Here is a 13,015-nt window from a genome sequence, read left to right on the forward strand (position 1 = left end):
CGGCTGGCGGAGCTGGGGTAAGGGGCGTCGCGGGGGTAGTCGCGGTCCCCGTTTCCCGGTCCGCCCTGGAGGCGTTTGCGGGTGGCGGCCCGACCGCCTCCGGCAACCGCGTCACGGCCGGTCCTGGCGGTCTCCGCGACCACGGGCCGGTCCTGGCGGTCTCCGCGACCACGTCACGGCCGGTCCCAGCGGTATCCGCGACCGCCCCACGTCGTGCCGTGGGCGACCGCGTCACGGTCGGTCCCGCGGTGTCCGCGTCACGGCCGGTCCTGCGGTGTCCGCGTCGCGGCCGGGTCCTGCGGTGTCCGCGACCGTGCCACGTCGTGCCGCGCCGTGCGCGCCGCGTGATGTGCTCCAGTCGGCTTGAGTGCGGCGTGAGTTTCGACACTCCGCGGGCCTCCGGTAGTCCGAGTTCACCTGAATTCAAACCCAGGAGCACCCTTTGTTATGACCATGTGACTGCCATGCGTTCACCCGTGGACCCGCCGGACGGTAGGTTCGTACGTCTGCCTCCGGGGCGATCACCGGCGTCGGCCTCTCGCCGGTTCCGGCCGTGACGCACAGCCCGCCGATGACGAGCCCCGGACCGTGCCGGGGCGGGCGTGAGCGCAAGCGCGTGTCTCGGCGACGCCCACGAGCAAGGAGAACCACACGGTGCCCGTCCTCCGCATCGCGCGCCAGCCTCGGTCCGCAGCCGACGAAGCCCCGCCGATTCCGGAAGCGAGAGAGGGCGGTACCGGCGACCGGCCGGGGGCCGCCCCGACGGGCAACGCGGGGATGCGGCTCGACATCCAGGGCCTGCGCGCGGTGGCCGTCTCCCTCGTGGCGCTCTCCCACGCCGGGGTGACCCAGATCGCGGGCGGCTACATCGGAGTGGACGTCTTCTTCGTCATCTCCGGCTTCCTGATCACCTCGCTGATGCTCCGCGAGCACCAGCGCTCCGGCAAGATCGCCCTCGGCAAGTTCTACGCCCGCCGCGCGCTGCGTCTGCTGCCCGCCTCCACCCTCGTGGTGCTGGCGACGCTCGCGGGCTCCTGGCTGTTCCTCGGCCCCCTGCGCTTCGCGGACTACGCCAAGGACGCCATCGCCTCCGCCTGGTACGTCGTCAACTTCCGGCTGGCCGACGCCGGGACCGACTACTTCAACACGGACGTGCCGCCCTCGCCGTTCCAGCACTTCTGGTCGCTGGCGGTCGAGGAGCAGTTCTACCTGATCTGGCCGATCGTGCTGATCGTCGCGCTGAAGCTGTTCCGGCGCCGGGCCCTGCTGGCGATCCCGCTGCTGGCGCTCGCCGCGGCCTCCTTCGCGGTGAACCTCGACCTCACCGCGACGTCCCCGTCCTGGGCGTACTTCGCCTCGCAGGGGCGTATCTGGGAGCTGGCGGTCGGCGCCCTGCTGGCCCTGGCGGCGCACCGGCTGCACGAGATCCCGCAGCCGATCGCGGCGGTGCTGAGCTGGGCGGGCCTGGCGGCCATCGCCTACGGCGCCGTGGCCTTCGACGAGAGCACCCGCTTCCCCGGCTACAACGCCGTCGTCCCGGTCGTCGGCGCCGCCGCCGTCCTGGCCTGCGGCGCGGCGGGCGGCCGCTACGGCGCCGGCGCGCTGCTCTCGCTGCGCCCGGCCGTCTGGATCGGCGGCATCTCCTACGCCTGGTACCTGTGGCACTGGCCGCTGATCCTCATCGTCCCGGCCGCCCTCGGGTTCGGTGAGCACGACGGCCCGCTGCGGCTGATCGCCGCGCTGTGCGGCATCCCGCTCGCCTGGCTGACCCTGCACCTGGTCGAGAACCCGATGCGCTTCCACCGCGCGTTCAAGGCCCGCGCGATGCGGGGTCTGGGCCTCGGCCTCGGTCTGTCGGCCGTCGCCGCGCTGGCCGCGGTCGTCGCCGCGCAGTTCCCGCCGGGCCTCGCCTCGGGTTCCGCCCGGCAGGACACCCGCGAGGCCCTCGCCCAGGCCTCCGACCCGCAGGCCACGCTGAACCGGCTGCTGGAGGAGCGCGTCGACAAGCTCCCCTCCAACCTCGAACCGAGCATGCGGGACGTGGCGTACAAGCGGACCGCCGTCTACACCGACGGCTGCGCCCTGACCATGAACGACGAGACGCAGAAGGAGCCCTGCCTCTACGGCGACAAGACCGCCGAGCGCAGTGTGGTCCTCTTCGGCGACTCGCACGTCGCCCAGTGGTTCCCGGCGTTCGACGCGCTCGCCCGCAAGCACCACTGGCGGCTGTACTCGTTCACCAAGAACGCCTGCAAGGTCTCCCAGATCACCATCGCCTACAACAACGGCCCCTACGCCACCTGCGACGCCTGGCGGAAGGTCACCATCGACAAGATCCGCGAGATGCGGCCCGACCTGGTCATCACCTCCAGCTCCCAGTCCGCGAAGCTGTGGGGCGAGGGCGACATCGCCGAGGTCTGGGGCAAGGGCCAGGCCGAGACCTACCGGATGCTCCAGCAGGGCCGCACCCGTGTGCTGACGCTGCTGGACACCCCCTGGCCGAAGAACAACTCGGTGGACTGCGCGGTGGCCAACCCGGACGACCTGGCCTCCTGCGCCCACGACCGTTCCAAGGCCGACCGCAACCCCGCCGTCACCAAGGCGATCCTCGCGGCGGCCGAGGCGGAGAAGGTCGCGACCCTCAACCCCTACGACTGGGTCTGCGCCCCCTCGGGCAACTGCCCCGTCGTCGTCGGCAACACCATGGTCTACCGCGACTACGGCCACCTCGCAGACCCCTACGTCGAGGCGCTCACCCCGGTCGTGGAGAAGGAACTGCTGCGCCTGTTCGGCGCCGACCTGAACAAGAACCGCTGACCGCACACACCGAACCGAAGGGGGCCGACGATCCCGTCGGCCCCCTTCGCCGTCCCCGCCCACCGCGCCAGCCCGGGCACGGTGAAACGCCTGGGGGCCGGAAACGCCTGGGGGCCGTCAGTCGGCGACTGACGGCCCCCAGGGCGGTAATGAGCGGGAAACCCGTCCCGGCCCGCGCCTACAGCACCGGCAGGTTCTTGCGGAGCTCGAACGCGGTGACCTCGGAGCGGTACTCCTCCCACTCCGACTTCTTGTTGCGCAGGAAGAAGTCGAAGACGTGCTCGCCGAGGGTCTCGGCGAGGAGGTCGCTGCCCTCCATGAGGGTCAGGGCCTCGCCGAGGTTCTGCGGGAGGGGCTCGATGCCCAGGGCACGGCGTTCGGCGTTGGAGAGGGCCCAGACGTCGTCCTCGGCGCCCGGGGGCAGCTCGTAGCCCTCCTCGATGCCCTTGAGGCCGGCGGCCAGCAGGACGGCGTAGGCGAGGTAGGGGTTGGCGCCGGAGTCCAGGGAGCGGACCTCCACTCGGGCGGAACCCGTCTTGCCCGGCTTGTACATGGGGACCCGGACCAGGGCGGAACGGTTGTTGTGGCCCCAGCAGATGTAGGAGGGGGCCTCGCCGCCGGCGCCCGCGGTGCGCTCGGAGCCGCCCCAGATGCGCTTGTAGGAGTTGACCCACTGGTTGGTCACCGCGGAGATCTCGGCCGCGTGCCGCAGCAGGCCCGCGATGAAGGAACGGCCGACCTTGGAGAGCTGGTACTCGGCGCCGGACTCGTAGAACGCGTTGCGGTCGCCCTCGAAGAGGGACAGGTGGGTGTGCATCCCGGAGCCGGGGTGCTCGGAGAACGGCTTCGGCATGAAGGTCGCGTGCACGCCCTGCTCCAGCGCGACCTGCTTCATGACCAGCCGGAAGGTCATGATGTTGTCGGCCGTGGACAGCGCGTCGGCGTAGCGCAGGTCGATCTCCTGCTGGCCCGGCGCGCCCTCGTGGTGGGAGAACTCCACCGAGATGCCCATCGACTCCAGCATGGTGATCGCCTGGCGGCGGAAGTCCATGCCGACGTTGGTCGGGGTGTGGTCGAAGTAGCCGGAGTTGTCGGCCGGGGTGGGCCGGGAGCCGTCCAGCGGGCGGTCCTTCAGCAGGAAGAACTCGATCTCCGGGTGGGTGTAGAAGGTGAAGCCCAGGTCGGAGGTGCGGGCCAGGGCGCGCTTGAGGACGTAGCGGGGGTCCGCGAAGGACGGGGAGCCGTCGGGCATCAGGATGTCGCAGAACATCCGGGCCGTGCCCGGGGTCTCCGCGCGCCACGGCAGCACCTGGAAGGTCGACGGGTCCGGCTTGGCGATCATGTCGGACTCGTAGACCCGGGCGAAGCCCTCGATCGCGGAGCCGTCGAAGCCGATCCCCTCGTCGAAGGCCTGCTCGAGCTCGGCCGGGGCCACGGCGACGGACTTGAGGAAGCCCAGCACGTCCGTGAACCACAGGCGTACGAACCGGATGTCGCGCTCCTCCAACGTCCGGAGCACGAACTCCTGCTGCTTGTCCATCTTCCGCTTCCCCATCCTTGCTGGTCAGGCCGCCTGCTCCCGCGCCAAGAGCGGCGGTCGGGCACCTGAGCATCCCACCACAACAGCGTTTCATGCGCGTTGCGGGCCATGATCGTCCGGCCGACTCCCCGCTGAACGCCCGGAGGCCGGCGGATGGACACTCCGCAGCCCATCTTGCCTGCTGGGAGGCTCTGGCGTAATGGGTGACCGCACAGCTCCGCGGTCCGCCGGACCGGTCGATCCGGAGCCCTCGCTACGAACAGACTGTCGTATCCCATTACGATCAGGCGACCCGACCGTCCTCCTTTCCCCAGAAGGGGCTCCCCCATGGGTTCCGCGAAGAACAAGAACAGCGCCGAGCGCAAGGCCCGTATTGAGGAGATGCGCCGGGCCGAGCGTGCCCGCGAGCGCCGCGGCAGGATCCTCACGATCGCCGCCAGCGCCGTGGTCGTCGCCGGTCTCGTCATAGGCTGCGTCGTCCTCGTGCAGACCCAGGGCGACGACAAGGACGACACCGCGAGCGACGGCAAGAAGACCACCGGGAAGTTCGTCACCGGCGAGGACGGGGTGAAGACCTGGAAGGGCACGCTGTCCCGCAACCACGTCGGCACCGACGTGAAGTACCCCGCCGAGCCCCCGGTCGGCGGCGACCACAACCAGGTGTGGATGAACTGCAACGGCGACGTCTACGCCAAGGAGCTCAAGAACGAGCACGCCGTGCACTCGCTGGAGCACGGCGCGGTCTGGGTGACGTACACCTCCAAGGCGGCCAAGGCGGACGTGGACGCGCTCGCGGCCAAGGTGAAGAAGACGCCGTACACCCTGATGAGCCCGGACGAGAAGCAGACGGACCCGATCATGCTCTCCGCGTGGGGCCACCAGCGCACGGTGACGAGCGCGAAGGACCCGAACGTGGACAAGTTCTTCGAGAAGTACGTCCAGGGTGACCAGACGCCCGAGAAGGGCGCCGCCTGCCAGGGCGGGCTGGCGGAGTGAGGCGCGCGCAGGCCGGGTGGATCGCCGGGGCCGCGGCAGCGGCCCTGGTCGCGGTCGGCGCGCTCACGTACGCGGTCACCGAGGACGACGGCGCGGACCGGACGCCGGCGGCGGACTCCGCCGACGCCGGGTTCGCCCGGGACATGGCGATCCACCACCAGCAGGCGGTGGAGATGTCGTACATCGTGCGCGACCGCACCGACGACGAGGAGGTGCGCCGCCTCGCCTACGACGTCGCGCAGACGCAGGCCAACCAGCGCGGCATGCTGCTGGGCTGGCTGGACCTGTGGGAGCTGCCGAAGGTGTCGGCGAAGCCGCCGATGGCCTGGATGGGCATGGGCGACATGCCCTCCGAGGGCGAGGGCGCGCTGATGCCCGGCATGGCCACGGACGCGCAGATGGAGAAGCTCCAGACGCTCTCCGGACGCAAGGCCGAGGTGTACTACCTCCAGCTGATGACCGAGCACCACCGCGGCGGCATCCACATGGCCGAGGGCTGTGCGCGGCGCTGCGGGGTCGAGGTGGAGAAGCAGCTCGCGCAGGGCATGGTCGAGGGCCAGCAGTCGGAGATCGACCTGATGACGGGGATGCTGAAGGAACGCGGCGCGACGCCGGAGGCGTAGGGCTGCCGCCCGGCTTCGGCTCGGGGTACGGGTTCCCGGCCGCGCTCCGCCCGTGCGGGCACGGGGTCGCACCCCGCCACGTGAACCCGCGGCTCCTCCGCCCGTCCAGGGTCCGGCCGCACCGCACCAGGCGTCGGCCGGGGGCCGCCGCCCCGCCTCGTGGGCTGGTGGTCGGCCGTCGTCGCGGGCCCGCGACGCCGCCCCGCGGGACCGAGGTCCGGCCGCGCTCCGCCCACGCGGAGCCACCCCGAAACCCCATGCCGCGACCCGGCCCTGCCCGAACGGGGTGCGCGGGGTCGGCCGTGGGGTGTCGCGGGTGCGGGCCGGTCGTGGCTGGTCGCGCAGTTCCCCGCGCCCCTTGGGGCGTTGGGCCTCGGGGCGGTTCTCGGGTGGTGGCGTGTTGCGCGATACGCGGCCGGTGGCCTGGCAGGAGGAGCACCCGCAAGGGGCCCGGCCATCAGAAGGGCCCCAGGCCGTCAGGCCGCGCCCCTGCCCGCATACGCGGGCCGCCCGGCCGCCCGGTCGCCGGCCCCGTGGGCCACACCCCCGCCGTAGCGCCCAGCCGCCGGAGGCGCCCGTGGGCCGGACCACACCCCTCCGCCACCCCATCGCGTCGGTCTGACGATTACACTGGGCGCGTGCCTCAACTTCGCCTCGCCCTGAATCAGATCGACTCGCGCGTCGGTGACCTCGCCGGGAACACCGAGACGATCATCCGCTGGACCCGGCACTCCGCCGAGCAGGGAGCCCACCTGGTGGCGTTCCCGGAGATGATGCTGACCGGGTATCCCGTCGAGGACCTGGCCCTGCGCTCCTCCTTCGTCGAGGCCTCCCGCACGGCCCTCGGGGCGCTCGCGGCCCGGCTCGCCGAGGAGGGCTTCGGGGAGCTGCCGGTGGTCGTCGGCTACCTCGACCGCAGCGAGCGGGCCCAGCCGCGGTTCGGCCAGCCGGCGGGCGCCCCGCAGAACGCCGCCGCGGTGCTGCACCGCGGCGAGGTGGTGCTGAACTACGCCAAGCACCACCTGCCGAACTACGGCGTCTTCGACGAGTTCCGCTACTTCGTGCCCGGCGACACCATGCCGGTGCTGCGGGTGCGCGGCGTCGACGTGGCGCTCGCGATCTGCGAGGACCTGTGGCAGGACGGCGGCCGGGTGCCCGCCGCCCGCTCCGCCGGGGCCGGGCTGCTGCTGTCGATCAACGCCTCGCCGTACGAGCGCGACAAGGACGACACCCGGCTGGACCTGGTGCGCAAGCGCGCCCAGGAGGCCGGCTGCACCACGGCCTATCTGGCCATGGTCGGCGGCCAGGACGAGCTGGTCTTCGACGGCGACTCGATCGTCGTGGACGGCTCCGGCGAGGTGATCGCGCGGGCGCCGCAGTTCTCCGAGGAATGCGTGGTGCTGGACCTCGACCTGCCCGCGGCCGCCGACGACGCCCCCGAGGGCGTGGTCGACGACGGTCTGCGCATCGACCGCCTGGTGCTGTCCGAGGACCCGGTCCCGGCCTACGAGCCGGAGCACACCGGCGCGTACGCCGAGCGCCTCGACGACGACGAGGAGGTCTACTCGGCGCTGGTCGTGGGCCTGCGGGCGTACGTCAGGAAGAACGGCTTCCGGTCGGTCCTGATCGGTCTGTCCGGCGGTATCGACTCGGCGCTGGTCGCGGCCATCGCCTGCGACGCGGTCGGCGCGGAGAACGTGTACGGCGTCTCGATGCCGTCGAAGTACTCCTCCGAGCACTCCAAGGGCGACGCGGCCGAGCTCGCCGAGCGCACCGGCCTCAACTTCCGCACCGTAGCGATCGAGCCGATGTTCGACGCCTACATGGGGTCGCTCGGGCTCACCGGTCTCGCGGAGGAGAACCTCCAGTCCAGGCTGCGCGGCACGCTGCTGATGGCGATCTCCAACCAGGAGGGCCACATCGTCCTCGCGCCCGGCAACAAGTCCGAGCTGGCGGTGGGGTACTCGACGCTGTACGGCGACTCGGTGGGCGCGTACGGCCCCATCAAGGACGTCTACAAGACGTCGGTCTTCCGTCTCGCCGAGTGGCGCAACCGGGCGGCGGCGGAGCGCGGCCAGACCCCGCCGATCCCCGAGAACTCCATCTCCAAGCCGCCGAGCGCCGAGCTGCGCCCCGGCCAGGTCGACACGGACTCGCTGCCCGACTACCCGGTGCTCGACGCGATCCTCGCGCGGTACGTCGACCGGGACGAGGGCGCCGACCAGATCGTCGCCGCGGGCTTCGACGCCGCGCTGGTGACGAAGACGCTGCGCATGGTCGACACGGCAGAGTACAAGCGCCGCCAGTACCCGCCGGGCACGAAGATCTCCCCGAAGGGCTTCGGCAAGGACCGCCGGCTGCCGATCACCAACGGCTGGCGGGAGTCGGTCTGACGGCCGGGTGACGCGGGAGAACGGCGTCGCCGGGTGCCACGGGGGCACCCGGCGACGCCGTTCCCGTGGACGGGGGCCTCAGCCCGCCACCCGCTCCGGCTCCTGCCGCGCGGAGCCGGCCACCAGCGGCCCCCGGCCGCCCGCGACCGCGCCCTCGCGCCGGTCCACCGCGTACGCCACGGCCGCCACCCCGATGCCCAGCACCGCCAAGGCGGCGCCCGCCACGTCAGTCGGAGGAGGCGAGCCGGAGCCTGGCCGCCAGCGGAAGGTGGTCGCTGCCGGTCTGCGGCAGGGTCCAGGAGCTCACCGGCTCGATGCCGCGGACCAGGATCTGGTCGATGCGGGCCATCGGGAAGGACGCGGGCCAGCTGAAGCCGAAGCCGCTGCCCGCCGCGCCCTGGGTGGAGCGCAGCTGCGCGGTGACGGCGTTGAGGGCGCGGTCGTTCATGGTGCCGTTGAGGTCGCCGAGCAGGACCACCTGCTCCAGCGGCTCGCCGGCGATCGCCTCGCCGAGCGCGTCGGCGCTCTTGTCGCGCTGGCGGGCGGTGAACCCGGCCTCCAGCTTCACCCGCACCGAGGGCAGATGGGCGACGTACACCGCGGCCTGTCCGCCGGGCGCGGACACCGCGGCGCGCATCGCCCGGGTCCAGCCCAGCTTGATGTCGACCGGCCGGACCCCGCTCAGCGGGTACTTGCTCCACAGTCCGACCGTGCCCTGCACCGAGTGGTACCTGTACGTCGACGCGAGCGCCTTCTCGTACACCGGCACCGCCGCCGCGGTCAGCTCCTCCAGGGCGACGACGTCAGCGCCGGAGGCGGCCACCTTCGCGGCGGTGCCCTCGGGGTCGGCGTTGCCGGCGTTGACGTTGTGCGTGGCGACGGTCAGGTCGCCGCCGGTGGCGGGCTTGTCGGTGAGCAGCCCGCCGAAGAGGTTCAGCCAGACCACCGTCGGCAGCAGCAGCGCGATCAGCGCGGTGGCCGACCTGCGTACGAACGCCAGGACCAGCAGCACGGGGACGAGCAGCCCGAACCACGGCAGGAAGGTCTCGCTCAGGCTGCCCAGGTTGCCGACCACGTTCGGGATCTGCGCGTGCAGCAGCATCACCAGGGCGAGCAGCAGCGCGAGGACGGCGAGGACGATTCCCCGGCGCCAGATGCGGGGGTCGCCGCGCCAGTTGTCGACCAGTCTGTGGGCCAGGCGCCGGAGCATTGGGCCGGGACGGTCGGACCTCGGTCCGCCGTTGTCCGTCTCCGTTGCGTACGCCTGTTGCGCCATACCGTCGCCTCGCTACCTGCCGTGCACACACCGTCGTCCCCCCGCGTCTAAGACCCTAGGGGATGATCGGCTCCGTTCCTGTCCCGCAGGACGGCCTTCCTTCCAGGTGCAGTTCCCCTTGTAACGAAACGCGCACATTCGGCGGGCGAGGCACGTGCGCAGTGTCTCCTCGTAGCGCCCTGGCTCTCCGTGGGGCGAAGTGCCACCATGGACGTGGTCCGGGGACGCCGTCAGGGCGCCTCGAGATGACGTAAGGAGCCGTTGCAATGACGCAGCTTTCGGCTGTCCAGACTGCGCAGCAGACACCCTCCGACGGCAGCAAGGCGCTGTACGGGGGCAAGGGCACCCGCCGCATCACCGTCCGTGACATCGCCCTCGCCAAGGAGCGGGGCGAGAAGTGGCCCATGCTCACCGCCTACGACGCGATGACCGCGTCCGTGTTCGACGAGGCCGGGATCCCGGTGATCCTGGTCGGCGACTCGGCGGGCAACTGTCATCTGGGCTACGACACCACCGTGCCCGTCACCCTCGACGAGATGACCATGCTGTCCGCGGCCGTGGTCCGCGGCACCAGGCGCTCCCTGATCGTCGGCGACCTGCCCTTCGGGTCCTACCAGGAGGGTCCCGTGCAGGCGCTGCGCTCGGCGACCCGGATGGTGAAGGAGGCCGGGGTCGGCGCCGTGAAGCTGGAGGGCGGCGAGCGGTCCTGCGAGCAGATCCGGCTGCTGGTGGAGTCCGGCATCCCGGTGATGGCCCACATCGGTCTGACCCCGCAGTCCGTCAACGCCATGGGCTACCGCGTGCAGGGGCGTGGCGAGGAGGCGGCCCACAAGCTGCTGCGCGACGCCAAGGCCGTGCAGGACGCGGGCGCGTTCGCGGTCGTGCTGGAGCTGGTGCCGGCGGAGCTGGCCGCCGATGTGACGCGCACGCTGCACATCCCGACCGTCGGGATCGGGGCGGGGGCCGGGACGGACGCGCAGGTGCTGGTGTGGACCGACATGCTCGGGCTGACCGGGGGGCGGGTGCCGAAGTTCGTCAAGCAGTACGCCGATCTGCGGGCGGTCATGGGTGACGCGGCGAAGGCGTTCGCCGAGGATGTCGTCGGTGGGGCGTTCCCGGCGGAGGGGCATTCCGTCCACTGAGCGCTGCGCTGAGCCAACGCGGCACCACGGACAGCCCGTCGATCGTCCCCCGTCGACGGGCTGTCCCCTTTTCTTCTTCGCCCCCGCCGCCCCTACCCGTTCCCATCCCCAGGGGCTGCGCCCCTTTGACCCCCGGTCGGCCTTAGCGGCCTTGTCCTCAAGCGCCGGACGGGCTGGGGGGTGGGGGGGTGCGGGGGTCGCGGGCGGGAGGTCGGCCTTAGCGGCCTTGTCCTCAAGCGCCGGACGGGCTGGGGATCGTCCTCTGACGCCGGGCGGGCTGGGGGGCTCGTCCACAAGCGCCGGGCGGGCTGGGGGCCGGGTGTAGGTGGGCTGTCGGTGGGATGTCGGGGGTCTGTCGGTCGGGGCTGGCATCTTCGGGGCATGACGCGAATCGAGAACAGGCCCGGGGGAACGGGCGTCGCCGTGACCGTGCGGGGGCTGGTGAAGCACTACGGGGAGACGAAGGCGCTGGACGGGGTCGACCTGGACGTGCGCGAGGGGACCGTGATGGGGGTGCTCGGGCCGAACGGCGCCGGGAAGACCACGCTGGTCCGGATTCTGTCGACGCTGCTCGCTCCGGACGCCGGGCAGGCGACCGTCGCCGGGTACGACGTGGTGCGCCAGCCCCGGCAGCTGCGCCGGGTGATCGGGCTGACCGGGCAGTACGCCTCGGTGGACGAGAAGCTGCCCGGCTGGGAGAACCTCTACATGATCGGCCGGCTGCTGGACCTGTCCCGCAGGGACGCCCGCACCCGCGCCGACGAGCTGCTGGAGCGCTTCTCGCTGACGGAGGCCGCCCGGCGCCCGGCGTCGACGTACTCCGGCGGTATGCGGCGGCGGCTGGACCTGGCTGCGTCGATGATCGGCCGCCCGTCCGTGCTCTACCTGGACGAGCCCACCACCGGCCTGGACCCGCGCACCCGTAACGAGGTGTGGGACGAGGTCAAGGCGATGGTCGGCGACGGCGTGACCGTGCTGCTCACCACCCAGTACATGGAGGAGGCCGAGCAGCTCGCCTCGGAGCTGACGGTCGTCGACCGGGGCCGGGTCATCGCCGGCGGCGCGATCGACGAGCTGAAGTCCAGGGTCGGCGGGCGCCGGCTGAGGATCAGACCGGCCGACCCGCTGCGGGCGCGCCGGCTCGCCTCGGCGCTGGACGAGCTGGGCATCACCGGCCTCGCCACCACCGAGGTCGACACGCACAGCGGCTCGGTGCTGGTGCCCGTGCTCAGCGACGAGCAGCTGACCGCCGCGATCGGCGCCGCCGTCGCGCTCGGCATCACCCTCGCCTCCGTCACCACCGAACTTCCCAGCCTGGACGAGGTCTTCCTGAGCCTCACCGGCCAGCGGGCGAGCGTCCCGCAGTCCACCGAGTCCCCCGACGCCCTCGAGGAGGTCGCCGTATGAGCGCCGCCACCGCCGCCGTCCCGGCCGCCGTCCCCGTCGACTCCCGCATCACGCTGCGCGCGCATCTGCGGCACACCGGCGCGCTGGTCCGGCGCAACCTGCTGTGGATCCGGCAGGACCCGGAGTCGATGTTCGACGCCCTGCTGATGCCGATCGTGTTCACCCTGCTGTTCGTGTACGTCTTCGGCGGCTCGATCGGCCAGGCGCTGGGCGGCGGCCAGGACCAGTACGTGCAGTACGTCATCCCCGGCATGGTCGCGATGATGAGCATGACCCTGTCCCAGGGCGTCGGCACCGGCTTCAGCCAGGACTTCAACAGCGGTGTCATGGACCGCTTCCGGTCCCTGCCGATCGGGCGCGGCTCGGTGCTGTTCGCGAAGATCACGGTGGAGCTGGCGCGGATGCTGTTCGCGACGGCGATCCTGATGGGCGTCTCCGTGCTGGTCGGCTTCGAGATCACCAGCTGGCCGGGCGTGTTCGCGGCGGTGGGACTGGCCTCGCTGTTCGCCTCCTCGATCATGTGGGTGTTCCTCACCCTGGGCGTCGTGCTGAAGAACGCGCAGTCGGTGCAGGCGATGGGCTTCCTGGTGCTGTTCCCGCTGCAGTTCGGCTCGTCGATCTTCGCGCCGACCCAGTCGATGCCCGGCTGGCTCCAGGCCTTCACCGACTACAACCCGCTGTCCACGCTCGCCGACGCGGCCCGCGGCCTGATGATCGGCGGACCGGTCGCCCACGACCTGTGGATCACGGTGGGCTGGTCGGTGGCGATCACCGCGGTGATGGCGCCGGTCGCCATCCACAAGTTCCGCACCAAGACCTGA

The 13,015-nt window shown here is 71.7% G+C and carries 10 protein-coding genes; 7 read left to right on the forward strand and 3 right to left on the reverse strand.

Translation table 11 applies throughout. The annotated features are described in order from the left end of the window. The first annotated feature begins 654 nt into the window (after nt 1-654). The gene (locus ACFYR0_RS18555) at nt 655-2,817 is read left to right on the forward strand and encodes an acyltransferase family protein (RefSeq protein WP_389328665.1); all 2,163 of its coding nucleotides are present in this window, start codon (nt 655-657) and stop codon (nt 2,815-2,817) included. A gap of 178 nt (nt 2,818-2,995) precedes the next feature. On the opposite strand, the gene glnA is transcribed toward ACFYR0_RS18555, so the two are convergent. Then, on the reverse strand, nt 2,996-4,357 hold the full coding sequence (glnA, locus tag ACFYR0_RS18560) for a type I glutamate--ammonia ligase (RefSeq protein WP_386387683.1): 1,362 nt from the start codon (nt 4,355-4,357) through the stop codon (nt 2,996-2,998). A gap of 327 nt (nt 4,358-4,684) precedes the next feature. Between glnA and ACFYR0_RS18565 the strand changes: the two genes are divergently transcribed. The 3 genes from ACFYR0_RS18565 to ACFYR0_RS18575 all read left to right on the forward strand — a co-directional run bounded on the left by ACFYR0_RS18565 (nt 4,685) and on the right by ACFYR0_RS18575 (nt 8,369). Further along, nucleotides 4,685-5,353 (forward strand): DUF3105 domain-containing protein, encoded by a 669-nt coding sequence (locus ACFYR0_RS18565; protein ID WP_389328669.1) that lies wholly within the window; start codon nt 4,685-4,687, stop codon nt 5,351-5,353. Then, complete coding sequence (locus tag ACFYR0_RS18570) at nt 5,350-5,976, forward strand: DUF305 domain-containing protein (RefSeq protein WP_389328672.1); 627 nt, start codon at nt 5,350-5,352, stop codon at nt 5,974-5,976. Before ACFYR0_RS18565 ends, ACFYR0_RS18570 begins: the two co-directional genes overlap by 4 nt. Before the next feature lie 638 nt (nt 5,977-6,614). Beyond that, entirely contained in the window at nt 6,615-8,369 is a 1,755-nt protein-coding gene (locus ACFYR0_RS18575) for an NAD+ synthase (protein ID WP_389328678.1), read from the forward strand. 78 nt (nt 8,370-8,447) lie between these two features. Here the strand turns inward: ACFYR0_RS18575 and ACFYR0_RS18580 are convergent, their stop codons facing one another. Beyond that, complete coding sequence (locus tag ACFYR0_RS18580; protein ID WP_389328681.1) at nt 8,448-8,594, reverse strand: hypothetical protein; 147 nt, start codon at nt 8,592-8,594, stop codon at nt 8,448-8,450. A gap of 1 nt (nt 8,595) precedes the next feature. Next, the gene (locus ACFYR0_RS18585; RefSeq protein ID WP_389328684.1) at nt 8,596-9,579 is read right to left on the reverse strand and encodes an endonuclease/exonuclease/phosphatase family protein; all 984 of its coding nucleotides are present in this window, start codon (nt 9,577-9,579) and stop codon (nt 8,596-8,598) included. Nucleotides 9,580-9,911: 332 nt separating this feature from the next. Here ACFYR0_RS18585 and panB point away from each other — a divergent pair, with 332 nt between their 5' ends. The 3 genes from panB (at nt 9,912) to ACFYR0_RS18600 (ending at nt 13,015) form a co-directional block, all read left to right on the forward strand. Next, a complete protein-coding gene (panB, locus tag ACFYR0_RS18590; RefSeq protein ID WP_389328687.1) occupies nt 9,912-10,787 on the forward strand; it encodes a 3-methyl-2-oxobutanoate hydroxymethyltransferase in 876 nt (291 codons plus the stop codon). A 381-nt stretch (nt 10,788-11,168) separates the two neighbouring features. Beyond that, a complete protein-coding gene (locus tag ACFYR0_RS18595; RefSeq protein ID WP_389328690.1) occupies nt 11,169-12,194 on the forward strand; it encodes an ATP-binding cassette domain-containing protein in 1,026 nt (341 codons plus the stop codon). Then, nucleotides 12,191-13,015, forward strand: coding sequence for an ABC transporter permease (locus ACFYR0_RS18600; protein WP_386380498.1), 825 nt, complete (start codon nt 12,191-12,193; stop codon nt 13,013-13,015). The genes ACFYR0_RS18595 and ACFYR0_RS18600 overlap by 4 nt, the downstream gene beginning before the upstream one ends.

It is taken from the genome of Streptomyces sp. NPDC005017 (assembly GCF_042873115.1).
Taxonomy (GTDB): Bacteria; Actinomycetota; Actinomycetes; order Streptomycetales; family Streptomycetaceae; genus Streptomyces.

Coding starts and splice junctions, on each gene's coding strand:
- panB (WP_389328687.1), top strand. CDS start 9,912: ATGACGCAGCTTTCGGCTGTCCAGACTGCGCAGCAGACACCCTCCGAC.
- ACFYR0_RS18565 (WP_389328669.1), top strand. CDS start 4,685: ATGGGTTCCGCGAAGAACAAGAACAGCGCCGAGCGCAAGGCCCGTATT.
- ACFYR0_RS18595 (WP_389328690.1), top strand. CDS start 11,169: ATGACGCGAATCGAGAACAGGCCCGGGGGAACGGGCGTCGCCGTGACC.
- ACFYR0_RS18600 (WP_386380498.1), top strand. CDS start 12,191: ATGAGCGCCGCCACCGCCGCCGTCCCGGCCGCCGTCCCCGTCGACTCC.
- ACFYR0_RS18585 (WP_389328684.1), bottom strand. CDS start 9,579: ATGCTCCGGCGCCTGGCCCACAGACTGGTCGACAACTGGCGCGGCGAC.
- glnA (WP_386387683.1), bottom strand. CDS start 4,357: ATGGACAAGCAGCAGGAGTTCGTGCTCCGGACGTTGGAGGAGCGCGAC.